General features: G+C 61.1%; 21 protein-coding genes and 1 pseudogene. 16 read left to right on the plus strand and 6 right to left on the minus strand.

What is annotated here, in order from left to right:
* Positions 1 to 33 precede the first annotated feature (33 nt).
* The 3 genes from M1D99_RS18150 to M1D99_RS18160 all read left to right on the plus strand — a co-directional run bounded on the left by M1D99_RS18150 (position 34) and on the right by M1D99_RS18160 (position 4,756).
* Complete coding sequence (locus M1D99_RS18150) at positions 34 to 3,444, plus strand: beta-ketoacyl synthase N-terminal-like domain-containing protein (protein ID WP_458130550.1); 3,411 nt, start codon at positions 34 to 36, stop codon at positions 3,442 to 3,444.
* Between the two features lie 57 nt (positions 3,445 to 3,501).
* Positions 3,502 to 3,972 carry an SRPBCC family protein gene (locus M1D99_RS18155; RefSeq protein ID WP_018603832.1) on the plus strand — a complete coding sequence of 157 codons (471 nt, stop codon included), beginning with the start codon at positions 3,502 to 3,504 and terminating at the stop codon, positions 3,970 to 3,972.
* Between the two features lie 85 nt (positions 3,973 to 4,057).
* Positions 4,058 to 4,756 carry an outer membrane protein gene (locus M1D99_RS18160; RefSeq protein ID WP_458130551.1) on the plus strand — a complete coding sequence of 233 codons (699 nt, stop codon included), beginning with the start codon at positions 4,058 to 4,060 and terminating at the stop codon, positions 4,754 to 4,756.
* A 72-nt stretch (positions 4,757 to 4,828) separates the two neighbouring features.
* On the opposite strand, the pseudogene M1D99_RS18165 reads toward M1D99_RS18160, so the two are convergent.
* Positions 4,829 to 4,957, minus strand: a pseudogene (locus tag M1D99_RS18165) (hypothetical protein); the annotation flags it as partial.
* 203 nt (positions 4,958 to 5,160) lie between these two features.
* Here M1D99_RS18165 and M1D99_RS18170 point away from each other — a divergent pair.
* From M1D99_RS18170 to M1D99_RS18185, 4 genes are all read left to right on the plus strand, one after another.
* Entirely contained in the window at positions 5,161 to 6,867 is a 1,707-nt protein-coding gene (locus M1D99_RS18170; RefSeq protein ID WP_458130552.1) for a molecular chaperone HscC, read from the plus strand.
* Positions 6,864 to 8,528 (plus strand): J domain-containing protein, encoded by a 1,665-nt coding sequence (locus M1D99_RS18175; RefSeq protein WP_458130553.1) that lies wholly within the window; start codon positions 6,864 to 6,866, stop codon positions 8,526 to 8,528. Before M1D99_RS18170 ends, M1D99_RS18175 begins: the two co-directional genes overlap by 4 nt.
* Positions 8,525 to 9,214 carry a DUF3829 domain-containing protein gene (locus M1D99_RS18180; protein ID WP_434570868.1) on the plus strand — a complete coding sequence of 230 codons (690 nt, stop codon included), beginning with the start codon at positions 8,525 to 8,527 and terminating at the stop codon, positions 9,212 to 9,214. The genes M1D99_RS18175 and M1D99_RS18180 overlap by 4 nt, the downstream gene beginning before the upstream one ends.
* A gap of 97 nt (positions 9,215 to 9,311) precedes the next feature.
* Entirely contained in the window at positions 9,312 to 10,100 is a 789-nt protein-coding gene (locus M1D99_RS18185; protein ID WP_434570870.1) for a nucleotidyltransferase domain-containing protein, read from the plus strand.
* A gap of 87 nt (positions 10,101 to 10,187) precedes the next feature.
* On the opposite strand, the gene M1D99_RS18190 is transcribed toward M1D99_RS18185, so the two are convergent.
* From M1D99_RS18190 to M1D99_RS18205, 4 genes are all read right to left on the minus strand, one after another.
* Positions 10,188 to 10,688 (minus strand): GNAT family N-acetyltransferase, encoded by a 501-nt coding sequence (locus tag M1D99_RS18190; RefSeq protein ID WP_434576533.1) that lies wholly within the window; start codon positions 10,686 to 10,688, stop codon positions 10,188 to 10,190.
* A gap of 557 nt (positions 10,689 to 11,245) precedes the next feature.
* On the minus strand, positions 11,246 to 12,490 hold the full coding sequence (locus tag M1D99_RS18195; protein ID WP_122565818.1) for a saccharopine dehydrogenase family protein: 1,245 nt from the start codon (positions 12,488 to 12,490) through the stop codon (positions 11,246 to 11,248).
* A 25-nt stretch (positions 12,491 to 12,515) separates the two neighbouring features.
* Entirely contained in the window at positions 12,516 to 13,613 is a 1,098-nt protein-coding gene (locus tag M1D99_RS18200) for a carboxynorspermidine decarboxylase (protein ID WP_053122737.1), read from the minus strand.
* 250 nt (positions 13,614 to 13,863) lie between these two features.
* Positions 13,864 to 14,799, minus strand: a complete 936-nt coding sequence (locus M1D99_RS18205) for a Ppx/GppA phosphatase family protein (protein ID WP_458130554.1) — start codon at positions 14,797 to 14,799, stop codon at positions 13,864 to 13,866.
* A gap of 209 nt (positions 14,800 to 15,008) precedes the next feature.
* Here M1D99_RS18205 and ppk2 point away from each other — a divergent pair, with 209 nt between their 5' ends.
* From ppk2 to yghU, 9 genes are all read left to right on the plus strand, one after another.
* Positions 15,009 to 15,926, plus strand: a complete 918-nt coding sequence (gene ppk2, locus M1D99_RS18210; RefSeq protein WP_186707371.1) for a polyphosphate kinase 2 — start codon at positions 15,009 to 15,011, stop codon at positions 15,924 to 15,926.
* Between the two features lie 1,659 nt (positions 15,927 to 17,585).
* Entirely contained in the window at positions 17,586 to 18,437 is an 852-nt protein-coding gene (locus M1D99_RS18215; RefSeq protein ID WP_458130555.1) for a putative selenate ABC transporter substrate-binding protein, read from the plus strand.
* Complete coding sequence (locus M1D99_RS18220; RefSeq protein ID WP_186707369.1) at positions 18,434 to 19,231, plus strand: phosphonate ABC transporter ATP-binding protein; 798 nt, start codon at positions 18,434 to 18,436, stop codon at positions 19,229 to 19,231. Before M1D99_RS18215 ends, M1D99_RS18220 begins: the two co-directional genes overlap by 4 nt.
* A complete protein-coding gene (locus M1D99_RS18225; protein WP_458130556.1) occupies positions 19,225 to 20,052 on the plus strand; it encodes a PhnE/PtxC family ABC transporter permease in 828 nt (275 codons plus the stop codon). The genes M1D99_RS18220 and M1D99_RS18225 overlap by 7 nt, the downstream gene beginning before the upstream one ends.
* On the plus strand, positions 20,049 to 20,816 hold the full coding sequence (gene phnE / locus M1D99_RS18230; RefSeq protein WP_434570879.1) for a phosphonate ABC transporter, permease protein PhnE: 768 nt from the start codon (positions 20,049 to 20,051) through the stop codon (positions 20,814 to 20,816). Before M1D99_RS18225 ends, phnE begins: the two co-directional genes overlap by 4 nt.
* 287 nt (positions 20,817 to 21,103) lie before the next feature.
* Positions 21,104 to 21,862, plus strand: a complete 759-nt coding sequence (locus tag M1D99_RS18235) for a substrate-binding periplasmic protein (RefSeq protein WP_458130557.1) — start codon at positions 21,104 to 21,106, stop codon at positions 21,860 to 21,862.
* 1 nt (position 21,863) lies between these two features.
* Positions 21,864 to 23,207, plus strand: a complete 1,344-nt coding sequence (locus M1D99_RS18240; protein WP_458130558.1) for a GGDEF domain-containing protein — start codon at positions 21,864 to 21,866, stop codon at positions 23,205 to 23,207.
* A 28-nt stretch (positions 23,208 to 23,235) separates the two neighbouring features.
* The gene (locus M1D99_RS18245) at positions 23,236 to 23,970 is read left to right on the plus strand and encodes a substrate-binding periplasmic protein (RefSeq protein WP_458130559.1); all 735 of its coding nucleotides are present in this window, start codon (positions 23,236 to 23,238) and stop codon (positions 23,968 to 23,970) included.
* A 43-nt stretch (positions 23,971 to 24,013) separates the two neighbouring features.
* A complete protein-coding gene (yghU, locus tag M1D99_RS18250) occupies positions 24,014 to 24,853 on the plus strand; it encodes a glutathione-dependent disulfide-bond oxidoreductase (protein WP_458130560.1) in 840 nt (279 codons plus the stop codon).
* Between the two features lie 705 nt (positions 24,854 to 25,558).
* Here yghU and M1D99_RS18255 read toward each other — a convergent pair.
* Complete coding sequence (locus tag M1D99_RS18255; RefSeq protein ID WP_458130561.1) at positions 25,559 to 25,663, minus strand: DUF3077 domain-containing protein; 105 nt, start codon at positions 25,661 to 25,663, stop codon at positions 25,559 to 25,561.
* Positions 25,664 to 25,882: the final 219 nt, after the last annotated feature.

Below are 25,882 nucleotides of genomic sequence, written 5' to 3' on the forward strand. Positions count from 1 at the left end.
TCACCCAGCAGTTTGGCGATCAGGAGACAGGGTATGAGTGGCGCAGCAACAACAGCGGGCGATTTTTGCTTCAGCGCGATGGCGGGCGAGTTTCCAGGGGCGCCGTCAACGGAAGCGCTTTGGCAGTTGCTTTCCCAAGGGCAGGTCGCACCGATCGAATCGATGCCGACACGCTGGGACGTGGACAAGGCGTCGATCTATTCAACCAAGGCCGGCGAGAAAGATCGCACCTACCTGGACAGCGCTTTTTGCCTGACCGACGACGCTTCCACTCCGTCACGGCACGAAGGCCGACAGGTCGCCATTGGCAAGAAAGTGCTCCAGACGCTGTTCAGCCAACTGGCCGCACAGGGCTCGCTACTGAGTAGCGAACGCACGGCATTGGTGGTCGCGACATCCTGGAGTGACGAGAGCTATTTCGTCACCGGCATGTCCGGAAAACCCGATGCACCGCTGGGCTTTACCCCCGGTGAACAAGTCGCGGCGCTGGCCGCGGCCTTTGCCTTGGGTGGGCCGGCGCTATCGGTGGACACCGCGTGCAGCTCGTTCCCCTATGCCTTGGACATGGCCCAGGCGCTGGTCAACAGCGGCCAGGCGGACAACGCGATTGTCATGGCCCTCAACACCGTGCTGCCACCGGCGCTGTTCCTGGGCTTCTCGCAGTTGACGGCGTTTTCCGCGCGGGCGCGGATGGAAGCCTTCGGCCAAGACGCCGACGGCATTGTACCGGGCGAATGTGCCGTTGCGTTCCTGGTCGAACCGGTCGCCCGGGCCCTGACCGCGCAACGCCGGCCCCTGGGTGTCTTGCGCGCCTTGGGCATGTCCGCCGACGGCGCCGAAGGCTCGGTGTTTGCCCCCGGCAAACAGGCTCAATATTCGGCTTACCAACGTGCTTATCGCGGCCTTGATCCAAAGGACGTGGACTACATCGAAACCCACGGCACCGGTACACCGCTGGGGGATGCGACGGAACTGGCGTCGCTGGACAGCTTCTTCGCACCCCATCGCACGGACGGCGAGAAAATCACCATCGGTTCGATCAAGTCGGTCATCGGCCATCCCCTGGCCGCTGCCGGCGGCGCTTCGCTCGCCAAGGCCCTGATGATATTGCGCCACAAAGGCATTCCCCCACAGCCGGGCTACCGCCCCAGCACGAAGGTCGACGCCACCTGCCTGCGACTCGCCACCCAGCAGGTACATCCTCTGGAGGCGCGTCAGTCGGCGAGCCGGATTGGCATCTCCAGTTTCGGCTTTGGCGGCGCCAACGCTCACCTGGTGGTGGATGAATACGTTCCCAACGAACGGCCTGCCGCAGCCCCCGCCAACACCTGCGGCGTGGTGATGCTGGACCTTGCCATCGTCGAGGCTGAGGCCGCGCTGGGTAGCCACCGTTCGTTGCAGGCATTCCAGCAGCAGCTCGACCAACCCGCGGCGCCTTCGGTCGTGTTCCCTTATGGGCGCTTCGTCGATTACACCCCGGCGCCCGGTCAGCCTTTGCTGGGCAAATTCCTCGCCCAGGACCACGTCATCGATATCGACGGCTTCGGCATGGGGCCCAAGCCGCTGGCTCACGTCGACCCGTTCAAACTGTTGATCACCGATCGCGTCAACCACTTGCTGCGACGCTTGCCGGGCGTGGCCGGTTCGCCCGGCACCGCGATGGTCATGTGCTGCAACATGGGCGGCGAGCGCTTCAGCAACGCCTACAGCAGCGCCCACAACTTCTTTTCGCGGACACAAGGCGCGGCGCCGGGCGTCGAAGTGACTGACGTGGCAACCATGCTTCCGAACATGTTGTCCGGCTACCCGGCGCAGATTTTTGACTTCAAGGGTTTCCATCAGACCCTGGTCGGCACCGCGGGCCTGTTCTGGCAAACCTTGCTGGCTTCGCCGCAATGGTTCGACAACGGCATCACCACCCTCCTGCTCGGTGCCGGGCGTTTTCTCAGCGGTGAAATCGAGGTCGAGCGTGCCCGGCGTACCGAAACCCAGCAGGGTGAAGGACTGGGGCTGCTGGCGGTGCGTCGCTATCAGCCGCAGGCCTCAGACAAACCGTTGCTGGTGATCCGCGCCGCAGTCCTCGCCCACGCCGCCGACTCGTTGGAAGCGGCTTGCCGGTTGGTGGGCAAAGCGCCGAGCGATTATCCGAACGTTGATGTCTGTGAGTTGCAGCCTGCTGCGACGCCTGCCAGCGGATCACTGCAGGAGATCACCGGCTTCCTGGCTGAAGCCAGTGGTATCGAAGCCCTGTTGGCGGTGATGTTGAAGGGCGCGACCCATAGCGTGATCGAGGTGCGTGAGGCCGGCAAGACGGTGATGTGGCTGTTTACCGAACGGCTTCGCCAATGGAGCCCGACCACAGCCGAGGCCAGCTCGCCCATCAAGCATCCGTTCATGCTGCGCTTTGCCCATTCGTCATCCCAGGAACTGCAGCAGGTCATCACGCCTGTCAGTCTGGTCCGCGAGCCGCAGAACGATGGTGTCGACGTGCAACAGCTCAGCGACATGCTCACCAGTACCCTGCTCTCCGGGCTGCGGGTGCGGGTGCGCGCCATGGAAAGCCTGTTCGCCCTGCACCGTGGCGATACCACCCAGCGCCCGACACCCTGGCAGCGCAGCGCGGAACATAGCGTGATCACCAACGCCCGGCGCAGCCCTCAGTCGCTGCACGCCCAACTGGTGGTGAATGAAGCGCACCCCTACTTCTTCGACCACCCCTTGGATCACATTCCGGGCATCTTGCTGCTGGAGGGCGTGCTGCAATTGCTCGAGCTGGCCATGCCGCCACTGAGCGGACGGGTCGCCTACATCAAGACCCTGACGATCAAGTTCCAGCACTACGTACAGAAGCACGGCACGGTCGATCTGCATGTGGAGCAAGGCGAAGATTCCCAGGTGTTCAATGCCAAGGTCATGCAGGCCGGAAAAGTAATGTGCACGTGCGTGCTCGGGATGGCCTACAGCTCGGCGTTCGAGACCTCGCCGGCCAGCGAGTTCACCGCCACGCCCTGCCGTGACGAGGCCCTGTTGCACAAGGCCCGGGCGGAAAACGTCATCGTCAGTGACATGAGTGGCATCGCCCAAGGCCTGAGCGTGGACACGGTGAAACTGCCGCCGGAACACTTCTTCCAGGCCGGTGATCCCGAGCACTATTCGATGGTGTATTTCCTCGAGGTGGCTCGCCAGTGCTACATGCAGATCGCCCATAGCCATTTGCGCATCCCGCTCAACACCCCGATGAACCTGCTGGCCTTGAGCTTCACCCTGGATCGTCCCATCCCCAGGAACAGCCCGCTGTCCTTGGCGCCGCAGGCCGGTTTTGACGCTGCGCTCCAGGCCTTCAAGACCAACCGCATCTACATCGACCTGTTCAACCGGGGCGAAAAAATCGGTCAAGCGAGCATTACCGCCCAGGTGCTGAGTCAATCCGCACCGGCGGCCTGAGCATTGAATGGATCTGCCCTCCAGCATGACCGTGCCCCCCACAACCAAGGTGTCGCCGTGAACGATGTCAAAGTGCAAGTCATAGTTAAATCGCCTCCTTCTGAAATCTGGAAGATCTGGAGCAATTTTGCAGAAGCGCCGCTATGGGATACCGACGTCCGCCAGTGTCAACTCGACGGCCCGTTCCAGGTGGGGACGCGCGGCAAGTGTGTGCTCAAGAATGGCTTGAACATGCCACTGAAACTGGAAGCCGTGAGCCTGCACGAAAGCTATCGCAACAGCGCACGGCTGCTGTGGATCGACCTCGAATTCGATCACCAGATGCGCAGGATTTCTCCCGATGAAACCCATGTCATCCATAGCGCGAAGATTTCCGGCCCGCTGAGCTTCCTCTACCGCGGGCTGCTGCGCAAAGCGTTGACCGCAGCGATGACCACGGCACTGGACAACCTGTGCACGCTGGCTGAACAACGGGCCATCGGCGCCCCAGGACACGAGAAAACCGCGACGCCTTTGCACCTCGTATGAATACCTCCCGGCAGGAGGCGCGCTGAACGCGCCTTCCCGGACTCGCTTCGCCTACTTATCGATAACAGCACATTTCGGATCTAGCATGAACCTACAAAAAAACATCCAGTATCTTGTCATGGGCATCGTTGGCCTGGGTGTCATCGCCCCAGCATCGACCTTCGCCGACACACTTGGCCCTTATGTCAGTGCCATGGGTGGCGTGAACTGGGTCTCTAATCAGGACCTGACCCAGAACAACCTCGACTTCGTCGAGATGGAATACAATCAACCGCTGCACTCGGGCTACGCTACCGGGCTGGCACTGGGCTGGCGGTTCCCGGTCGGGCTACGGCCCGAGGTGGAGCTGAGCTACCGCCGCAACACCATGGACCAGTTCAATAACCGGGTCTACGAAGGCGGCACCAGCATCGAGGGCAAAGGCGAACAGGAAGCCACCAGCCTCATGGCCAACCTCTGGTATGACATCTCGAACCTGCCGGCCCCCTTGAGCCGCTTCACACCTTATGTAGGCGGTGGCCTGGGCTACGCCGTGCTGACCATAACAGGCCTGGAAGCTGGCGGCGTCGAGTTCGGCGGCACCCATCGCGACACCGTCACGGCCTGGCAACTCGGCGCCGGCGTCGCTTACGAGCTCAGCGAACATTGGTCCATGTCCCTGGATTATCGCTACTTCAAGACCGGCGAAGCGAACTTCGGCAAGATCCAGGGCCTGCCCCAGGCCGATGTGGAAACCGAATACAATGCCCAGTCCTTGATGGTCGGTTTGCGGTACTGGATGTAAGCGCTGGACGGATCGGCGCCTGGCCTTGGCCGGGCGTCGATTATCATCCCGACTAACGCAAAGTGCCTGGCGCCCAGCTTGTTCAATCATTGCCTCAGGTATCAGGCGCTCCAGTAACAGCGTCATCCCCTCTCGGAACAGCGGGTGTTCGTCTGCCACGATGATTCGACAAATCTTCTGGCCCCGAAACGCATCGTTCATTGCGCCTCAAACTGCATCTTGATGACTTCACTGATTCTCTGCGCAACGCCATTGGCCAGCGGCGTGACGGATCGGATCGACTTCATGCAAACTCGCCCATGATCACCCCAAAGTTTTCCATGAATACGCCGATACATGACTGATAAACTGACCGGCTCGCAGATAGCCCCTTGCGACGCATCGATTAAGGAGATCCAACGGACATGATTGTCGGCATTGACCTGGGCACCACCCATAGCCTGATCGCAGCATGGCGCGACGGCGCGGCGCAACTGGTGCCCAACGCATTGGGCGAGTGGCTGACACCGAGCGTGGTAGGCCTGGACGACGAAGGCCGCGTCATGGTCGGCCGCGCGGCGCTGGAGCGCCTACAGACCCATCCCCAGGTCACCGCCTCGCTTTTCAAGCGCTATATGGGCAGCGCCCGCCTCACCACGCTTGGTCATCAACAGTTCCGGGCCGAGGAACTCTCGGCCATGGTATTGCGCAGCTTGCGCGAGGATGCCGAGCGGCATTTCGGCGAACCCGTGGAAGAAGCCGTCATCAGCGTCCCCGCCTACTTCAGCGATGCCCAGCGCAAGGCCACGCGAATTGCCGGTGAGCTAGCGGGCTTTAAGGTCGAGCGACTGATCAATGAACCCACCGCAGCCGCACTCGCCTATGGCTTGCACCAGCGCGATAGCGCCAGCACCTTCCTGGTTTTCGACCTCGGCGGCGGGACTTTCGACGTGTCCATCCTGGAGCTGTTTGAAGGCATCATGGAAGTGCGCGCCAGCGCCGGCGACAACTACCTGGGTGGGGAAGATTTCGACACGCTGCTGCTCCAGGATTTCGTTGCCGCCCAGGCGGACAACACCGAGGGCCCGCTAGCCCTTGAAGACGCTCAGCTCTACGGTCGACTGCGCCGTGAAGCCGAACGTGTACGCAAATTCCTGGGCCAGGAATCAAGCGCAACGTTTGCAGTACGCCAGGGCGAGCGCGAATGGCGTCGCGAATACACCCAGGCCGGTCTGACCGATCTGTATGCGCCCCTGTTCAGCCGCCTTCGAGCCCCTATCGAAACCGCTTTGCGCGATGCCCGTATCCGTGCCAGTGAGCTGGACGAAGTATTGCTGGTGGGCGGCACCACCCGTATGCCACTCGTGCGCAAATTGGCCGCCAGCCTGTTCGGACGTTTTCCCTCGATCCAGCTCAACCCCGATGAAGCCGTGGCATTGGGCGCCGCCGTGCAGGCAGGGCTGAAAAGCCGCGACGCGGCACTTGAAGAAGTCGTGCTCACCGACGTCTGTCCTTATTCCATGGGCATCGAAATTGCGGTCGAGTATGGCGGCAAGCTCGAAAACGGCCATTACCTGCCGATCATCGAACGCAACTGCGTGGTGCCCGTGAGCAAGGTCAAGCGCGTGTTCACACTCCAGGACCAGCAAAAGTTCGTGCTGCTGAAGGTCTATCAGGGCGAAAGCCGTCGGATCAGTGAAAACATTCTCCTGGGCGAACTGGAAATTCCGGTGCCGCCTATGCCTGCCGGGGAAGTGGGGATCGACGTACGCTTCACTTACGATACCAACGGCCTCCTGGAAGCCGATGCGCAGATCGTCCAGACAGGAGAGCGACGCAACCTGGTGATCGCCAGTAACGCCGGCGTGCTGAATAGCGAAGAGATCAGCCAGCGCCTCAAGGCCCTGGAAGCGCTGAAGATCCATCCACGGGACGAACAACCCAATACCTTGCTGTTCGCCCGGCTGGAACGCCTTTATCAGGAAAGCCGCGGTGATCTTCGCCAGCGGATCGATGAGCTGGCGACCCGCTTCGCCCAGATGCTCGATTCCCAGGAGTTGCACGACATCCGCGCGCTCCGGCTGCAGATCAGCGCCCAGCTCGACAGCCTGGAAGAAGGTGTCTGGCGATGACCTGTTGGATGGTACTCGGGCTACCGGAGGACGCCGATAAGCGCAGCATCAAGCGCCAGTATGCAAGCCTGCTCAAACAGCATCGTCCAGACGAGGATCCCGAAGGGTTCCAGCGCCTGCGAGAGGCCTACGAGCAGGCTTTGGCGTGGGCTGATTGGCAGCAGGAAGTGGCCGTCGACGAAGAACAGCCCGCCCCCATCGAGCTACCCCTCATGGAACTGCCAACCCCGAGGCAGGCACCGACAGGGCCTTCCCCCAGCCAGCGTCTGGCGGCGCAATGCCTGGAGGCGATAGACGCGACCAACCTCGCCAGCCGCCTGACGCAGGCGCGTCTTTATGCCTGCGAGCGTGAATTCGAAAACGGCCTGCTGGAGTTTTGCCTGGCGCAGGAAGATACCTACGACCTGGCCGAAGCGGCCATCGCCCAATTGCACTGGCTGACCCCTTGGCAACGCGAGGACCTGCCCAGCGCCGCCACCGAGCAACTGCGCGGCAGGCTCATGGATCTGGCATGGTCTCGCCTGACCGGGGCCTGGCACGATAGCCAACGCTTTCTCGATCTCGCCCGCCAGCTCGACGCCAGTCCTTGGCTACAGAGCCTGGACGCTCGGCAATGGCTGAACCGCTGCCTGGCCATGGCCCTCCTGCAGGCACCGACTTGGTCGGAACAGTTGTTCGACGCCATCTGCGCGCAACAGGGCTGGAAGCAGACCGGCCACCATAGTCCGTGTCCAGAACCCTGGTGGAGTCAACTGCTTGCCCGCAGCCACTGCGCTACGTTCCTTCAGCAGCAGGCTCGCCTCGCCCAGGGTTCCCACAGCAGCGAATCCCAGGCTGCACGCATGCTGTTTGGATCGGCCGATGAAAATGCCCGGATGCACTTGAGCATGAGCTTCAGCGCCAAAGATTGGGCAGCTGGCGAAACGCTGTATCGCAACGTCCAGCTTCGCTACCCCCGTCTACTGGACGAAATGCCTCAGTTGGCCCCGGAACTATGGCGCCCGCTGCGTCGCCACCCGCCGATCCTGGCCGTGCCACTGGCCCTGCTCGGCGCTTCGGCCTACATGAGCTGGGCCTTGGAGTATCAGCTTGGCGGCGCGTTCTACAGCAGTGTGATCAACATGTTCCTCCGCGCCCTGCTGTTCGGCGTTATCGCCTGGGGGCTCAAGGCATTCTGCAAAACACTGGGCCGTGGTGCCTGGCGCCTCGACCAATCGATCAATGCACGCTACGGCCACTGGTTGAGCTTGCGACGCCCCACCCCGCTGCCGATCCGCGAGAGCCTCTGGGTCGGCTTGCTAGGCATGCTCGTCTACATGGTTGGTGGCATTCTTGCAGCGGGAGCGTATTTCGGCATTCTCGGCGCGTTGGCGGGCTTGAGCCGGTGGGCCACGTCTAAACCTCACATTCCTTTCTTTTCTCGATTCTCTGAGCGGGTACCTCGAGGTGTCCTTATCGCATTACGCCTAGGGATGATCATTCCTGTGGTCTTGCTGGGCGCCGCCTTCGCCAAAAACAAGCCCCTCGCCGCAAACGAAGGCCTCCAGGCTTGGCCGCAACGAACATGTGCCGCTCCCAAGCAAACTGATTCGCCCTGCCCAACCCAACTGTCCGCAGCTCAGTGGCATACGCTTAAAAAACCACAGGTCAGTGAACCGTGATCAATACCCGATCCTTCATTTTTGTGGTTCTCGTTTTGGTGACATTGACCTGGCAAGCCCAGCGTTGGGCCGACCGGACAGATTCACGCAACAGCTACGTCAAGGCCTACGAACACTTGCGTCCGCCAGCTCAAGCCTTGAACTGGGAGTTGGAACATCAGCCGAACCCGCTTCTCGTGGAACAGCTCGACCAAAACCCACGTTTGCAAGCGGAGAGTAGTCAGGCCGCACCTTCGCAAGAAGCGTTAGAGCGACCACAATTGCTACTACGCGAGCAACAGTTGGCATCCATCGAAAAACGCCTGGGACATGACCAGCATTGGCACACGCTGCGCTTCATGATCCTGGCACGCCAGACCATCAACGCCCTAGACGCAATGACCGAAGGCGCCCCGCTGACCCCGCAACAACTGCTTGTCATGCATCAAATGCTGGCAACCGTCTGGACAGACGCCGATACCTTCGTGCTGGCTCTGCCCCGTCTACGCTCAGCCAACGACAGCCGCCCCGTGTGGACCCAGATCAACTTGGCAGCCAAAGATTGGATCACCGCCCTGGAGCGTCTGCAGCAGCACTGGGCCTCAGGGGCCGACGCCGCAGAACTGAACCAGGACCTCGCTGAAGCACGGGCCGGCTATGATGAGTTGCTGTCGCGATATAACGCTGCGGTGGAGCATCAGTATTAAGAAGTCGGGATTGTTATTCGAAGGGGCCCCTGCTTTAGAATCGCACAGTCACAAATGGTGATAGCGCATGCAAAATTCATCTGGTTAGAGTGAGCTTATGGTTCCCATAGCTGTTCAGGAAGAAGTTCGAGGCCGTCTGCGCCGTGCTGAAAATGAACATGAGGTGAAGGTCCTGCTCGCCGTAGAGTCAGGCAGCCGCGCCTGGGGCTTCGCATCCCCTAATAGCGACTACGACGCGCGCTTTATCTACGTCAATAAACCCGAGTGGTATCTCTCGGTCGGCCTTGAGGAGCAACGCGACGTCATCGAGTACCCAATCGTCGATGACATGGACATCAATGGCTGGGATCTGCGCAAGGCCTTGAGGCTGTTCTGGAAGTCAAACCCGGGGTTTGTCGAGTGGGTGCAATCCACCATCGTCTACGAACATTCCGGCTCCTTTCACGAACGCGCCAAAGCGTTGCTACCGCAGGTGTACTCGGTTGAAAGCGGTATCTACCATTATCGCAGCATGGCGAAGACCAATTACCGGGGGTACTTGCAGGCCCCTGAAGTACCGCTGAAAAAATATTTCTACGTACTGCGGCCATTGCTATCGGTACGGTGGCTGGAGCGCTTTGATAAACCAGCGCCCATCGAGTTTGACAAGCTGCGCGAAGTCATCGACGGCGAACCCGAATTGCACCGGGCCATTGATGACTTGCTTGCGATCAAGCGCGCATCACCAGAAATGGGGCTTTCCCCGCAGATCATGCCGATTCAGAAATTCATTGAGCGTGAACTGCATCGACTCGAGGCCATCAAGCCGACCCGCAGCGAACGCAAGGAAGTCGAGCCGCTATTGTCGGAGCTGTTTCGCTCGGTACTGAAGGAAACGTGGGGATAGCCCAAGACATTGGCTGTATCGAAAGTCGCTTGGACGGATTTAAAACGTACAAGCGACTCCTGACACTGTCCGGCGTGGATCGAGTTTCTAGATCGAAAGCACAAGGCGGCTTCCATTCTCGATGTCCTCGCCATCCGACAGCGCTCCAGGCACAAACCCGCACCGTTCAAGGACCTTCTTTGAGCCGACATTGCTCTCATAAACATAAGCCACCAACTGCGTGAGGTTCCAACGCATCCGTGCCTCTTGGATCAGATGTTTCAGAGCCAGCGTTGCCAGCCCTTGCCCGCAAGCGCGTTGATCAATGCGATAGCCCACCTCGGCGCAACCGTGTGATGAATGGATGCCTTTCAGATTCGCTCGCCCCACTATCCTCCCGTTGGAATCTTCGATGACAAACGGGTGCCAGGCACCCTCAGCGAAATCGGCCAGGTAGCTTTCGATGTGATCGGCGACACCTGTCAATGAATAAAAGGCCGGGTCGCGTGGGTCGATCTGCGACTCGAACCATTCACGGTTGTGGATTTCGAAGGCCAGCAGCGCTTGTGCATCAGTGCTTTCCAACTCGCGAATTCTGAATGGTTTCACTGATTGTTTCTCCGGGGCCTGGAAGCGCAATCGTAAGGTCGGATGATCGTTCATGACCAGGGTTTCTGCTTGAGCCGTCTGGCGCTGGGGGCTGCTGCGCAGCCCAGCGGGAGCAAGCTCCCTCGCCACAAAAGCGGCGCAGGTGCGTTCGAGAGAATAGATAGATGGAGAAATCCGAAAGGCCTTTGTGGTTATACCGGTGGATGACTCACGACTCCCCCAAGCCAAACACAACACCGTGGCGAGGGAGCTTGCTCCCGCTGGGCTGCGCAGCAGCCCCAATAAAGCCGAATGCGGTCTGCTGAAACACCACTGGTGTCTGGCTTGAGGGTCGCTTCGCGCCCCAGCGGGAGCGAGCTCCCTCGCCACGGGTTCATTTTGATGGGGGTATAAACGAAAAATGCTCCGTACCTTTCGATACGGAGCATTTCTTCAAGGCTTCCTCAGATGGCCAGGGCTTCACGCGGTGGTGAATCGCCTGGTTCAATCGCCTGCAGAATTCAGAGGGATTCTGCAGTTCCTGTCGGGGAGTCGGAACGGAACCTGCCTGGCGTCCTTCAGGCGTTCTGGTTCCAGGGACGATCTCCATGCTCGTCCTTGATGCGCGTCGGCAAGCCCATCACATCCAGCGCCTCGAGGAACGCCTCGGCAGGCAGCTCCTCGACGTTGACCATGCGCTGCACGTCCCACTCGCCACGGGCCACCAGCAAGGCTGCGGCCACGGGTGGCACGCCGGCGGTGTAGGAAATGCCCTGGCTGTCGGTTTCGGCGTAGGCATCCTCGTGGTCGGCTACGTTGTAGATGAACATCTCGCGCGGCTGGCCATCCTTGGTGCCCTTGACCAGGTCGCCGATGCAGGTCTTGCCGGTGTAGCCCGGCGCCAGCGAGCTCGGGTCAGGCAGCACGGCCTTGACCACTTTCAGCGGCACGACTTCCAGGCCTTCGGCGGTCTTGACCGGTTGCTCGGAGAGCAGGCCAAGGTTCTTGAGCACGGTGAACACATTGATGTAGTGCTCGCCGAAGCTCATCCAGAAACGCACGTTGGGCACGTCGAGGTTCTTCGACAGCGAGTGCACTTCGTCGTGACCGGTCAGGTACAGGTTCTGCGAGCCTACGACTGGCAGGTCGTCGGTGCGCTTGACTTCGAACATGGTGTTGCTGGTCCACTGGCTGTCCTGCCAGCTCCACACCTGTCCGGTGAATTCGCGGAAATTGATTTCCGGGTCGAAATTGGTGGCGAAATATTTGCCATGGGAGCCGGCATTGACGTCGAGAATGTCGATCGAATCAATGCGGTCGAAATGCTGTTGTTGCGCCAGTGCCGCATAGGCATTGACCACACCCGGGTCGAAGCCCACGCCGAGAATGGCGGTGATGTTCTTCTCCTGGCACTCCTGGAGATGGTTCCACTCGTAGTTGCCGTACCAGGGCGGCGTCTCGCAGACCTTGCCCGGTTCTTCGTGGATGGCGGTGTCCAGGTAGGCCACGCCGGTATCGATGCAGGCACGCAGCACCGACATGTTGAGAAAGGCAGAGCCGACGTTGATGACGATCTGCGACTCGGTTTCGCGAATCAGCGCCTTGGTCGCTTCGACATCCAGAGCGTTCAGTGCAAAGGCCTTGATGTCGGCGGGTTGCTTGAGACTACCCTTGGCCTTGACGCTGTCGATGATGGCCTGGCATTTGGAGATGTTGCGCGACGCGATAGCAATACGACCGAGTTCGTCGTTGTGCTGCGCGCACTTGTGGGCCACCACCTTGGCGACACCTCCTGCACCAATGATAAGTACGTTCTTCTTCAATTTCTTTATTTCTCCTTCCGCCAGCTCAAGAGAGGCTGGACAAGTAGTCGTCGTAAACAAACTCGCGAACCACCTCGACGCTGCCGTCGAGTTGCTTCACAACGATGGACGGCATCTTCAGGCCGTTGAACCAGTTTTTCTTGACCATGGTGTAGCCCGCTGCGTCGATGAACGACAGCCGATCGCCGATGGACAACGGACGATCGAATTTGTACTCGCCAAAGATGTCTCCGGCCAGACAGGATTTGCCGCACACCATGTAGGTGTGTTCGCCCTCGCTCGGTGCCAGCTTGGCGTCCAGGCGATAGATCAGCAGATCGAGCATGTGCGCCTCGATGGAGCTGTCCACCACGGCCAGGTGCTTGCCGTTGTAGAGCGTATCGAGCACGGTGACTTCCAGCGACGCGCTCTGGGTGATCGCGGCCTCGCCCGGCTCCAGGTAGACCTGCACGCCATACTTTTGCGAGAAGGCCTTGAGCCGTGCGCAAAAGGCGTCCAGGGCGTAGCCCTCGCCGGTGAAATGGATGCCGCCACCGAGGCTGACCCACTCGACCTTATGCAGCAAGTGACCAAAGCGTTCTTCGATAGTGCCCAGCATCTGGTCGAACAGGCCGAAATCGCCGTTCTCGCAGTTGTTGTGGAACATGAAGCCGGAGATGTGCTCGATGACCTGCTCGATCTTCACCGGATCCCACTCGCCCAGGCGACTGAACGGTCGCGCCGGGTCGGCCAGCAGGTAATCGGAGCTGCTCACCTGCGGATTGACCCGCAAGCCACGGACCTTGCCGGCGGACGCTTCGGTGTAGCGCTGCAATTGGCCGATGGAGTTGAAGATGATCTTGTCGCAGTTGGCGAGCATCTCCTCGATCTCATCGTCGGCCCAGGCCACGCTGTAGGCATGGGTCTCGCCGGCGAATTTCTGCCGGCCGAGCTTGAGCTCGTAAAGCGACGACGAGGTGGTGCCGTCCATGTACTGCTGCATCAGGTCGAACACCGACCAGGTGGCGAAGCACTTGAGCGCCAGCAAGGCCTTGGCCCCGGACTGCTCACGCACATAGGCGATCTTCTGCATGTTCGCCAGCAGCTTTTGTTTGTCGATGAGGTAGTACGGCGTTTTGATCATTTTCGAGGCCTCCGGGCAAGGCGAGCCAAAAAAGGATGCGCATTGTGCCTTCACTGACTGCAGATCGAAAGAGCGAAAAGCCCCGTTCGCGCAATCATCCTGATCCAGGCCGACGCTTTGCGATAACCGGACGTACCGGCCGCCCAGGCGACAAGAGGCTGGATCTGGCAACGAAGGGATAATCAAAAAGCGCTGACGCTCGACCTTGAGCCGTCACGGATAAGCGGCACGGCGGGTCAGCCGTCCGTGATCAGCTTTTATACATCAGGCCATGGAGCACACCGAACCTGAGGCCCGCTTCGCTAGCGAGCATGTCTGTAATACCGAAGACCTTGAACGCCGCCAGCATGATCGCCAGGCCACCGGGCAAGATGCCCAGGCGATGGCGTTGCAAGCCGGCCAACCTGAGTTGATCGACATGCCCGACTTCCAGCAGCCGCAGCGACAGGCGCAGCAACCCGCCGTAGGTGATGCCGCCTTGTCCGAAGTCGTTGAGGCCATTGGCCTTGAGCACCTTGGCCAACATCCGCGCCGTACCGGATGAGCCGATCACTTGCTGCCAGCCCTGCGCGCGATAATGCGCCGCCACGGCCTCAAACTGCAGGACGGCTACGCGTTCAGCCTCCAGCAGCGCCTGAGCGGTGATGCGTCCGCCCGGAAAGTAACGCGCGCCAAAGGTGCCACTGCCAATGGCAATGCTCTCCGTCAACAGCGGTTGGGCGCCCTGCCCCAAGATCAGTTCGGTCGAGCCACCGCCGATGTCCACCACCAATCGCGTCTGTTCGACGCCGGGCACCGTATGGGCCACGCCGGCATACACCAGCCGGGCTTCTTCATGCCCCGACAGCACGTCGATCCGAAACCCCAGGTGCCGTTCGGCACTGGCCAGGAACAGCTGGGCATTGGCCGCTTCGCGCACGGCACTGGTCGCCACCGCCCGTACCCGCCCTGCTTCAAAGCCGCGCAGTTTCTTGCCGAATCGGGCCAGGGCCTGCCAGCCTCGATCCAGCGCCAGCTCGTCCAGCGCCCCGGCCTGCAAGCCCTCGGCCAATCGGACCGGCTCGCGCAAGGTTTTCACTTCCTGGATCACCCTCTGTCGATTGCGCCTGACCGACTGGCCAATCATCAGGCGAAAGGCGTTGGAACCCAGGTCAATGGCCGCGAACAGGGGGGCGTCGCCTTTCATAGCGGTATTCCTTGATTCATCAGCCAGCAGGCACAAGCGCTGCCGAGCATCCCACAATGATTTGCGAGGATCCTGCCACGCGTTCGATGACACCTGGATGACACTCCCTGTTTTAGCCAACGACAAACGCATGAAGCGTAGATGACGTCACTACTATGTAACAAACTGCAGATAGCGTGGATCGCGCCTCCACGACCGAGTTCTCCACCATGCTTTCAACCCAGGACACCTTGGTACAACGCATCCACCGCGAGTTGCTCGATCACAGTGACGAAGAACTGGAGCTGGAATTGTCCGAAGACGGGCATGACCTGAACGCCCTGTTCGATGAACACGCCCCGCAAAGCAGCGAAAAGGAAAGCCGCCGACTGTATTTCAGCGAACTGTTCCGCCTCCAGGGCGAACTGGTGAAGCTGCAAAGCTGGGTGGTCAAGACCGGGCACAAGGTCGTGATCCTGTTCGAAGGACGGGACGCCGCCGGCAAGGGTGGCGTGATCAAGCGCATTACCCAGCGGCTCAATCCCCGGGTGTGTCGCGTTGCCGCCCTGCCCGCCCCCAACGACCGTGAACGGACTCAATGGTATTTCCAGCGCTACGTTTCGCACCTGCCGGCGGCAGGTGAGATCGTGCTGTTCGACCGCAGCTGGTACAACCGCGCCGGGGTCGAACAGGTCATGGGCTTCTGCACCGACGACCAGTACGAAGAGTTCTTCCGTACCGTGCCGGAATTCGAGCGGATGCTCGCCCGCTCCGGCATCCAGCTGATCAAGTACTGGTTCTCCATTTCCGACCAGGAACAGCACCTGCGCTTTCTCAGCCGCATTCATGACCCGCTCAAGCAATGGAAGCTCAGTCCCATGGACCTGGAGTCCCGTCGGCGCTGGGAGGCCTATACCAAGGCCAAGGAAATCATGCTTGAGCGCACGCACATCGCCGAGGCCCCCTGGTGGGTGGTGCACGCCGACGACAAGAAAAAGGCCCGGCTCAACTGCATTCATCACCTGCTGGGGCAAATGCCCTATGAAGAAGTGGAACTGCCGACCATCGAGCTGCCGCAGCGGGAACGGCAGGAAGACTATTCCCGCAGCCCGACGCCACCGGAGCTGATCGTGCCCCTGGTCTATTGAGACCCGCCTGGCAGGGACGCCCGGCATCGGCTTGTTCACCTACTGCCGTCACATATCTATGTGGGAGCGAGCCTGCTCGCGATAGTGGTGTGCCAGCCAACATCCATTCAACTGTCCGGACGCCTTCGCGAGCAGGCTCGCTCCCACACTGTTCCGAGGCGCTGCGAGTATTGATGTCTGGCCCAATTCCCCTGTGGGAGCGAGCCTGCTCGCGAAAGCGGTGCATCAGCCAACATCCATTCAACTGACCGGACGCCTTCGCGAGCAAGCCCGCTCCCACACTGTTCCGAGGCGCTGCGATTATTGATGCCTGGCCCAATTTCCCCTGTGGGAGCGGGCTTGCTCGCGATAGTGGTGTGCCAGCCAACATCCATTCAACTGTCCGGACGCCTTCGCGAGCAGGCTCGCTCCCACACTGTTCCGAGGCGCTGCGAGTATTGATGTCTGGCCCAATTCCCCTGTGGGAGCGAGCCTGCTCGCGAAAGCGGTGCATCAGCCAACATCCATTCAACTGACCGGACGCCTTCGCGAGCAAGCCCGCTCCCACACTGTTCCGAGGCGCTGCCACTATTGATGCCTGGCCCAATTTCCCCTGTGGGAGCGGGCTTGCTCGCGAAAGCGGTGCATCAGCCAACATCCATTCAACTGACCGGACGCCTTCGCGAGCAGGCTCGCTCCCACACTGTTCCGAGGCTCTGCCACTATTGATGCCTGGCCCAATTTCCCCTGTGGGAGCGGGCTTGCTCGCGAAAGCGGTGCATCAGCCAACATCCATTCAACTGACCGGACGCCTTCGCGAGCAGGCTCGCTCCCACACTGTTCCGAGGCGCTGCCACTATTGATGCCTGGCCCAATTTCCCCTGTGGGAGCGGGCTTGCTCGCGAAAGCGGTGCATCAGCCAACATCCATTCAACTGTCCGGACGCCTTCGCGAGCAGGCTCGCTCCCACACTGTTCCGAGGCGCTGCGAGTATTGATGTCTGGCCCAATTCCCCTGTGGGAGCGAGCCTGCTCGCGAAAGCGGTGCATCAGCCAACATCCATTCAACTGACCGGACGCCTTCGCGAGCAGGCTCGCTCCCACACTGTTCCGAGGCTCTGCCACTATTGATGCCTGGCCCAATTTCCCCTGTGGGAGCGGGCTTGCTCGCGAAAGCGGTGCATCAGCCAACATCCATTCAACTGTCCGGACGCCTTCGCGAGCAAGCCCGCTCCCACACTGTTCCGAGGCTCTGCGAGTATTGATGTCTGGCCCAATTCCCCTGTGGGAGCGGGCTTGCTCGCGAAAGCGGTGCATCAGCCAACATCCATTCAACCGACCGGACGCCTTCGCGAGCAGGCTCGCTCCCACACTGTTCCGAGGCGCTGCCACTATTGATGCCTGGCCCAATTTCCCCTGTGGGAGCGGGCTTGCTCGCGAAAGCGGTGCATCAGCCAACATCCATTCAACCGACCGGACGCCTTCGCGAGCAGGCTCGCTCCCACACTGTTCCGAGGCGCTGCGAGTATTGATGTCTGGCCCAATTCCCCTGTGGGCTGGGTGAGTTCATAGCCAGAAACGGTTAACATCCCTTTCCTTCGTCTACCCTCACAGAACGGCGTACTGCCCCTGTGGGCTGACGCTTCAATATTTCCTTGCCTTCCTGTATCGGAGATCCTTCATGCTCAAGCCGTCCTTGGCGTTGGCCGCTGGTGTTGCCCTGTCGTTTTGCAGTTGGCTGGCGCAGGCCGCCGACACCCTGAAAGTCAGCGCGATTCCCGACGAAGCCCCGACCGAGCTGCTGCGCAAGTTCAAGCCACTGAGGGCTTACCTGGAACAGCAGACCGGCATGAAGGTCGAGTTCGTCCCCGTGAGCGACTACCCGGCCGTGGTCGAGGCGCTGGCCACCGACCGGATCGACATGGCCTGGCTGGGTGGCTTCACCTTCGTACAGGCGCGCCTGAAAACCGGCAACGCCATCCCCCTGGTCCAGCGCGAACAGGACGCCCAGTTCACCAGTAAATTCATCACCGCCGACCCTGCCGTCAAATCCCTGGCCGACCTCAAAGGCAAGAGTTTCGCCTTTGGTTCGGTGTCGTCGACGTCCGGCAGCCTCATGCCGCGCTATTTCATGCTCCAGGACGGCATCAAGCCGGAAACCTACTTCAGCCGCGTGGGTTATTCGGGCGCCCATGACGCCACCGTCGCCTGGGTCCAGGCCGGCAAGGTCGACGCCGGGGTGCTGAACGCCAGCGTCTGGGAAAAACTGGTCGCGGCCGGCAAGGTCGATACGGCCAAGGTCAAGGTGTTCGCCACCACCCCCACCTACTTCGACTACAACTGGACCGTGCGCGGAACCCTCGACCCGGCGTTGGCGGCCAAGATCAAGGCGGCCTTCCTGGCCCTCGATCCGGCCAACCCGAAGGACAAGGAAATCCTCGACCTGCAAGCCGCCAGCCGCTTCATCGAAACCAAGCCTGAGAACTACAAGGGCATCGAGGAAGCCGCGCGCGCCGCCGAACTGCTCAAATGACCCTGCAACTGACCCAGGTCAGCGTAACCCATGCCAACGGCGTCCAGGCGTTGCGGGGCATCGACTTGCACATCGGCGCCGGCGAACAGGTCGCGGTCATCGGCCCGTCCGGTGCCGGCAAGTCGAGCCTGCTCAATCTGCTGGCCACCGCCCTGCGCCCGGGCAACGGCGAGGTGCAGCTGCTCGGCGAGCGTGCCTGGCAGCTGCCTGCCCGTCAGCGGCAGCGCTTGCGCGCGCGCATCGGCCTGATCCACCAAGCGCCGCCCCTGCCGCCACGCCAGCGGGTGGTCACGGCGGTCCTGGCCGGAAAGCTCGGTCAGTGGGGCATCGGTAAAAGCCTGTTGAATCTGCTGCACCCGCTGGACATTCCCGGCGCCAGGGCGGCATTGGCCCGGCTGGACCTGGGCGACAAACTGTTCGCGCAATGCCAGCAACTGTCCGGCGGTCAACTGCAACGCGTGGGCATCGCCCGGGTGTTGTACCAGGCGCCGGAGGTGTTGCTGGCCGACGAGCCGGTTTCGGCCATGGACCCGGTATTGGCCGAACACACGCTTTCGGTGCTTTGCCAGCATGCCCGGGAGCACAACGTGACCCTGGTCGCCAGCCTGCACGCGGTGGAACTGGCCTTGGCGCACTTTTCCCGGGTCATTGGCCTGCGTGAGGGGCAGATCCTGTTCGACCTGCCCACCGAGGCGGTCGACCGTCCGCTGCTCGACACGCTCTACGCCAACGATCAACTGCAGCCTTCACCAACGCCCCCTACTACCTTGAGCGTGCAGATCCCCCGATGCTGACACGCGATACCCGAGACCCCGCCACCCGCCCTCGCCTGCTGCTCAGCCTGCTGGCCCTTGTGCTGCTGTGGCCGGGCATCCGGTTCAGCGAATTGGACCTCAGCGTATTGGTGGCGAGTGACAGCCAGAGCGAGATGGGCCGCTTTGTCGCGGCGTTCTGGCCGCCCGCCCATGGCGACGAGTTCGTTGAACTGCTGTGGCAGGCCACCTTGCAGACACTGGCCATCGCCACGGCGGGCATGGCCCTGGCGTTGCTGCTGGCGGTGCCCGCGAGCCTGCTGGCCAGCCGCGCCCTGTCACTGTCGGCGGCCTCCCGTGCCGGCCACCCTGGCTATTGGGGCCAACTGCTGCGCTGGTCGGTACGCGGCCTGTTGATCTTCTTGCGCAGCGTCCCGGAAATCGTCTGGGCACTGCTCTTCGTCCGCGCCGTCGGCCTCGGCCCCACGGCCGGCGTACTGGCGATCGCGATTACCTACAGCGGCATGCTGGGCAAGGTCTACGCGGAAATCTACGAATCGGTCGACCAGCGTCCGGCCCACGCACTCTTGCAGTCCGGCAGCAGCCGACTCGCCGCCTTCTGCTACGGGATCCTGCCCAATGTCGCGGCGGAACTGTTGTCGTACACGGTGTATCGCTGGGAGTGCGCGATCCGCGCCTCGGTGGTGATGGGTTTCGTCGGTGCCGGGGGCCTGGGCCAGCAGATGGACCTGTCGCTGCGCATGTTCGCCGGCGGCGAAGTGGCCAGCCTGCTGCTGACATTCCTGGCACTGGTGCTGCTCGCCGATCAACTCAGCCGCCTGCTGCGCTGGAGGCTGGCATGAATCGCCTGATCAACGCGGCCATTGTCCTGTGCCTCGGCGCGGCGGTCATCGCCTCGTTCGTTTACCTCGGCATCGACCTGGGCGAGCTCGGCGACAGTCGCAATCTGCACCAGATGGGCGCTTATGCGCAGCGTTTCTTCAGTCCAGACCTGAGCCTGGCTCATTTGAAGGCGATCGGTCACGGCGCCCTGGAAACCCTGGCCATGTCGGCCCTGGGCACCCTGCTCGCGGCGGTGTTCGGCCTGCTGTTGGCCTTGCCGGCAGCCGGGCGCTTTGGCTGGCCCCTGCAGAGCGCATCGCGCCTGGTGCTCAACGCCTTGCGTGCCGTTCCAGAACTGGTGTGGGCCGCGCTGATGGTCCTCGCCGCGGGGCTCGGCCCGAATGCCGGCACCCTGGCCTTGGCGCTACACACCACCGGCGTGCTCGGCCGGCTGTTCGCCGAAGCCCTGGAAAATACCCCCTCGGAACCTGCCGACGCCATCCGCCTGCAGGGTGGCAACGCCGTGTTGGCGTTCTGTTACGGCACGCTGCCCAATCTCCTGCCGCAACTGCTGGCCTATGTCCTGTATCGCTGGGAAAACAATATCCGCATGGCCAGCGTGCTCGGCTTCGTCGGTGCCGGGGGCTTGGGGCAAATGCTCTACGTCAGCCTCAGCCTGTTCCAGGAAGCCCAAGGCAGCACGGTGATTCTGGCGATGCTGTTGCTGGTGTTGGCCGTCGATACGTTAAGCGGTTGGAGTCGCCAGCGTTGGGTCAAGGCTTGAGGGCGTTACCTTGCATTGATGTGGCATGAGCACAACTGCGCAACCCTGTGGGAGCGGGCTTGCTCGCGAAGGCATTATCAGATTCAACATCATCGTTGGCTGACAGTCTGCGTTCGCGAGCAAGCCCGCTCCCACAAAAGCTTTCCCCTGGGCATTTACCGCCCCCCATCGGCTGGGCTGGCGGTTCCGACAGGCCGGATTCAAGCCGGCGCCAGCCCAGCCGATAACCCTATCAATGATAGCCCCTGGCCTTGCCGGGCTCTGCCAGTTGCATAGGGTAATGATCAATGGGTTTGCCGCTGAATCGCCTGCTGATGTGGGGCGTCCTGATGTTCCTCGCTGCAAGCGCTCGCGCGGCAGAGACACCGCTGCGCATCGTGACGGAGGAGTTGCCGCCCTACAACATGACGCAGGACGGGCGCGTGACCGGCATGAGCACCGAGGTGGTCCAGGCCGTGCTCAAGGAAGTCGGCATGGACGCACCCATCCAGCCCATGCCCTGGGCCCGAGCCTACGAAATGGCGCTCAATGAAAGCAATGTGCTGATCTATTCGATCGTCCGCACGCCTGCACGGCAATCGCTTTTCCAGTGGGTCGGCACCATTGGCCCGACGCAGTGGTACATCTATTCCCTGGCAGACCGGCCGGTAAAACTCAACTCGCTGGCCGATGCCCATGGTCATCAGATCGCCACGGTCAATCAGGACGTGGGTGAGCAGTACCTGGTCTCGAAAGGCTTTCGCATCGGCGAAGACTTGCAGTCGAGCACCAAGTATGAACACAACTACCGCAAGCTCAAGGTCGATCACGTGGAGCTGTGGATTTCCAATGAGCTCAACGCGCTGTACCTGACGCGCCAGAACGGCGAAGACCCGGACAAGGTGCTGATCCGCTCCCTGGCGCTACCCGAACTGAGCAGCCCGGACGGCCTGAGCATGGCGTTCAGCCGCAAGACGCCGGCCGAAACCGTGGAGAAGTTCCGCGTCGGCCTTGAAACCATCCGGCGCAACGGGGTCTACGACGCCATCCTGCGCAAATGGTTATGACATGGGTGACCCTTTCCGCACGACGTCCTCCCTGCCACCAGCGACCAAGGCGTTCAGTTCCCTGGGCCGGCGCCTGGTGCTGGCAACGCTGTTGTTCTGCCTGGTCTTTACCCTGGCCATGGTCACCTGGCGCACCTGGCAGGCCTGGGAAAACAACCTGGCGGACATGAATTCTGAATTGGCCCTGATCGATCAGGTCTTCCAGAACACCCTGGCCTACGCCATTTGGGAACTGGACCGTGAATCCCTCGACCAGCAAATCACCAGCGTCGCCGCGGCCGCTCCCGTGGGTCGCGTGGTGTTGAACATCTTGCGCCCGGGACAAGCGCCGGAAGTCATCGAACTCAAGCGCTACACCGTCGATCAATCGGGCGTGGTGCCGGTGCTGCATCGCCAACTCATTGCCCACCCCTACGCCGGGGCCCATGAAAAAGTCGGTGAGCTGACCATTGAAGGCGACAATAACCTGCTGTGGGAGCGCCTCTGGAGCGAAGCACGCGGCATCGTCATCACCCAGCTTATCCAGTCCTTGCTGCTGGCTGGGTTGGTCATGACCATGTTCAACCGCCTGGTGACCGTGCATGTGGTGCATATCGCCCGTCACCTGGGTGAACTCGCGCCGCACACCCTCAAGCATCATCTCAAGCTGCAACGAGCGGTGCAGCGCCAGGACGAACTGAGCCTGCTCGAGTTCCAGGTCAATGAACTCCAGGACAATCTGCGCGCGCACCTCGAACGCCAACACTCGGACGAACTGGCCTTGGCCGCCAGCCGCGATCAAATGGCCGAACTGGTCGAGGCACGCACGGCGGAACTGAAGGCGGCGAACCAGTCGCTTGAAGCGCTGTCCCGTCACGATGCCTTGACGGGCCTGGCCAACCGTCGCTATTTCGACGAATTGAAGGAGATCGAGTTTCGCCGGGCGATCCGCCACAACACCCCGCTGGCCGTGCTCATGTGCGACGTCGATTTCTTCAAGATCTACAACGACACCTACGGCCACATGCAGGGCGACCTGTGCCTGAAAGAGATCGCCGAAACCCTGCGCACTGTGTTCGGTCGCTCAGGCGAACTGACCGCCCGCGTAGGCGGCGAAGAGTTCGTCGTGGTCCTGCCCAACGTCGACGCGGCCCAAGCCTGCGAAGCCGCCCAACGCTTGCGCGCCAGCCTGGCGGAACGTGAGCTGCCCCACAGCGGTTCCAAGGTTTCACCTTTCGTCACCGTGAGCATCGGCGTCGCCGTCCTGGACCCGCAGACCATGGACCATTTCGATCAACTGTTGCAACGCGCCGACCAGGCGCTGTACCGGGCCAAACACCAGGGACGCGACCGCGTCGCCCTGTAATTACTCTCGCGCGCCATGAGGTCTATCTATGCACTATCGCCTGATACTCTGCTCGTGCTTGCTACTCGCCTCGATCAGCCTGCACAGCCACGCCGACACGATCGAAGTCGTGACCGAAGACTCCCTGTACGCCCATCAGCGTGACGACAAGGTCATCGGGCCGGGCATTCGCATCGCCGAAGAAACGCTGAAAAGCGCGCAGCTCACCGATTACAGCCTGTCGCTGTACCCATGGGCCCGGGCCTACGAAAAGGCGCTGCACGAGCCCAACGTGCTGATCTTCCCGCTGGACCGCACCCCGGCCCGCGAACAATCATTCAAATGGGTGGGTGAAATACATCGCGTGGCGAGCCGGCTCTATAAATTGCGCGACAATAAAGACATCGCCGCCAACAGCCTCGAAGAAGCCAAGCAGTACAGCATCGGCGTGGTGCGAAACGACGCCAAGCAGATCTACCTGCAACAACGTGGATTCACCCGGCTGGTCATCTCGGCCAACAACCACGACAACTTTGAAAAACTGCTGAATCGCCAGATCCAGTTACTGCCGATGCCGGAGAATACCGCGCGCCTGATGAGCAAGGATGCCCAGGTGGATTTCACTTCGCTGGAAGAGGTCTATACCCTCGACGAACAACCTCACAGAGTCCACTTGGCCTTCAGCCTGAGCACGCCGGATGACGTGGTCGCCAAGGCCCAACTCGCTTTCGAAAAACTCAAGGCGTCCGGTGAAGTCGCACGAATCATGAACGAACAGCGGTAGACTCTGGGGGATCACACCGCAAGCAACGATGAGGTATGTCCCGATGAGTAAAGCGTCCTACGTTCCGCCCAAGGTCTGGAAAAACGACGCCCCGTCTGGCGGCCATTTCGCCAGCATCAACCGCCCAGTCGCCGGGCCGACCCATGACAAAACCTTGCCGGTTGGCAAGCACCCGCTGCAGCTCTACTCCCTGGCCACGCCCAACGGCGTGAAGGTGACCATCCTGCTGGAGGAGCTGCTGGCGCTGGGTCATGCGGGCGCGGAGTACGATGCCTGGCTGATCCGCATCAACGAGGGCGATCAGTTCTCCAGCGGCTTTGTCGAGATCAACCCCAACTCCAAGATCCCGGCCTTGCTGGACCGCAGCGTGGAACCCGCTATCCGTGTCTTCGAGTCCGGTTCGATCCTGCTTTACCTGGCGGAAAAATTCGGCGCCCTCCTGCCCACCGACCCGGCAGGTCGCACCGAAACCTTGAACTGGCTGTTCTGGCAGATGGGCTCTGCGCCCTACCTGGGCGGTGGCTTCGGGCATTTCTACGCCTACGCGCCGGAGAAACTCGAATACCCGATCAATCGCTTCACCATGGAAGCCAAGCGCCAACTCGACGTCCTGAACCGCCGCCTTGGCGAAAGCCAATACCTGGCCGGCGATGACTACACCATCGCCGACATCGCGGTCTGGCCCTGGTATGGGCAACTGGTGCGCAACAACGTGTACGGCGCCGCCGAATTCCTGAGTGCTCACGAATACACCCATGTGCAGCGCTGGGCGGAAGAGATCGCCAAGCGCCCGGCCGTACAGCGTGGGCAGCGGGTCAACCGCACGTGGGGCGATGAAGCGAGCCAGGTGCCGGAGCGGCATGCGGCTGGGGATTTGGGCTGAGGCCAGGTCCCATGTCGGATCGCTGGTAAACCCCGATTTCTCGACTGCCACAAATCTCCTTGTGGGAGCGAGCCTGCTCGCGATGGCGGTGGATCAGTTGGCATCGATGCTGAATGTCCGACATCATCGCGAGCAGGCTCGCTCCCACACTGGATGGGTGGTGAACCTCGGTTTCTCGACCAACACAGCCCCCTGTGGGAGCGAGCCTGCTCGCGATGGCGGTAGATCAGTTGGCATCAATGCTGAATGTGCCGACATCATCGCGAGCAAGCTCGCTCCCACATTGGATCGGTGGTGAACCTCGGTTTCTCGACTGGCACCGCCCCCCTGTGGGAGCGAGCTTGCTCGCGATAGCGGTGGATCAGTTGGCCTCGATGCTGAATTTGCCGCCGTCATCGCGAGCAAAGCTCGCTAATTCCCGCTCTGCAAAAAAATTCTGTTTGACAGCTTACGAGGCCCATTGAGTTTTCTCAGGATATACGCCCTCCTTCCAGAGCCTCGCTAATTTCATGCTTGCCCTCTGCATCCATTCTCCGTCTTGGTCTAATGGGCACGCAGCAAGTACCGTTAGCGTTCCCCGCACTTTGTTTAGCCTAAGAACACCAACATCCGTACCCCGCCCAAACGAGTAGTCAACGTACTCCTCGGTATCAGCAAGCTTGTCCATTTCAATGTAAAAGGCCATATTTTTCAGTCCTACCTTTGTTACTTCGTTAACGGGACACCGCCGTTAACGCGGAACAGCGGACGATCGGAGCAATAATGGAATGGGGTGTAGCCGACGGTTTTTGCTTCTGCTCGTTCGGTCATTTGCGATCTCCACTGACTGAGATGCAGCAGGACCGCGATACAGAGCTGCGGAGCAGATGAGGCTGTTTGCTTGATCTATTGATATGCACTGTTCAACTCCATTGATTCGAAGAGCTGCCGCATCCGTTACCAAGCGAATGGGTAGCAGCTGTGCGCAGGTTGGTAAACCGGGGAATCAAGGAAACCGGCACGTCAGAAGACGTCCCACGCACAGCTGCC

It is taken from the genome of Pseudomonas sp. R3-41 (assembly GCF_054161485.1).

Excerpts from the sequence above, each read along its gene's own strand:
- M1D99_RS18150 (WP_458130550.1), top strand. The coding sequence starts at position 34 with ATGAGTGGCGCAGCAACAACAGCGGGCGATTTTTGCTTCAGCGCGATG.
- M1D99_RS18160 (WP_458130551.1), top strand. The coding sequence starts at position 4,058 with ATGAACCTACAAAAAAACATCCAGTATCTTGTCATGGGCATCGTTGGC.
- M1D99_RS18170 (WP_458130552.1), top strand. The coding sequence starts at position 5,161 with ATGATTGTCGGCATTGACCTGGGCACCACCCATAGCCTGATCGCAGCA.
- M1D99_RS18175 (WP_458130553.1), top strand. The coding sequence starts at position 6,864 with ATGACCTGTTGGATGGTACTCGGGCTACCGGAGGACGCCGATAAGCGC.
- M1D99_RS18185 (WP_434570870.1), top strand. The coding sequence starts at position 9,312 with ATGGTTCCCATAGCTGTTCAGGAAGAAGTTCGAGGCCGTCTGCGCCGT.
- M1D99_RS18200 (WP_053122737.1), bottom strand. The coding sequence starts at position 13,613 with ATGATCAAAACGCCGTACTACCTCATCGACAAACAAAAGCTGCTGGCG.
- M1D99_RS18205 (WP_458130554.1), bottom strand. The coding sequence starts at position 14,799 with ATGAAAGGCGACGCCCCCCTGTTCGCGGCCATTGACCTGGGTTCCAAC.
- ppk2 (WP_186707371.1), top strand. The coding sequence starts at position 15,009 with ATGCTTTCAACCCAGGACACCTTGGTACAACGCATCCACCGCGAGTTG.
- M1D99_RS18215 (WP_458130555.1), top strand. The coding sequence starts at position 17,586 with ATGCTCAAGCCGTCCTTGGCGTTGGCCGCTGGTGTTGCCCTGTCGTTT.
- M1D99_RS18220 (WP_186707369.1), top strand. The coding sequence starts at position 18,434 with ATGACCCTGCAACTGACCCAGGTCAGCGTAACCCATGCCAACGGCGTC.
- M1D99_RS18225 (WP_458130556.1), top strand. The coding sequence starts at position 19,225 with ATGCTGACACGCGATACCCGAGACCCCGCCACCCGCCCTCGCCTGCTG.
- phnE (WP_434570879.1), top strand. The coding sequence starts at position 20,049 with ATGAATCGCCTGATCAACGCGGCCATTGTCCTGTGCCTCGGCGCGGCG.
- M1D99_RS18235 (WP_458130557.1), top strand. The coding sequence starts at position 21,104 with ATGGGTTTGCCGCTGAATCGCCTGCTGATGTGGGGCGTCCTGATGTTC.
- M1D99_RS18240 (WP_458130558.1), top strand. The coding sequence starts at position 21,864 with ATGGGTGACCCTTTCCGCACGACGTCCTCCCTGCCACCAGCGACCAAG.
- M1D99_RS18245 (WP_458130559.1), top strand. The coding sequence starts at position 23,236 with ATGCACTATCGCCTGATACTCTGCTCGTGCTTGCTACTCGCCTCGATC.
- yghU (WP_458130560.1), top strand. The coding sequence starts at position 24,014 with ATGAGTAAAGCGTCCTACGTTCCGCCCAAGGTCTGGAAAAACGACGCC.
- M1D99_RS18255 (WP_458130561.1), bottom strand. The coding sequence starts at position 25,663 with ATGACCGAACGAGCAGAAGCAAAAACCGTCGGCTACACCCCATTCCAT.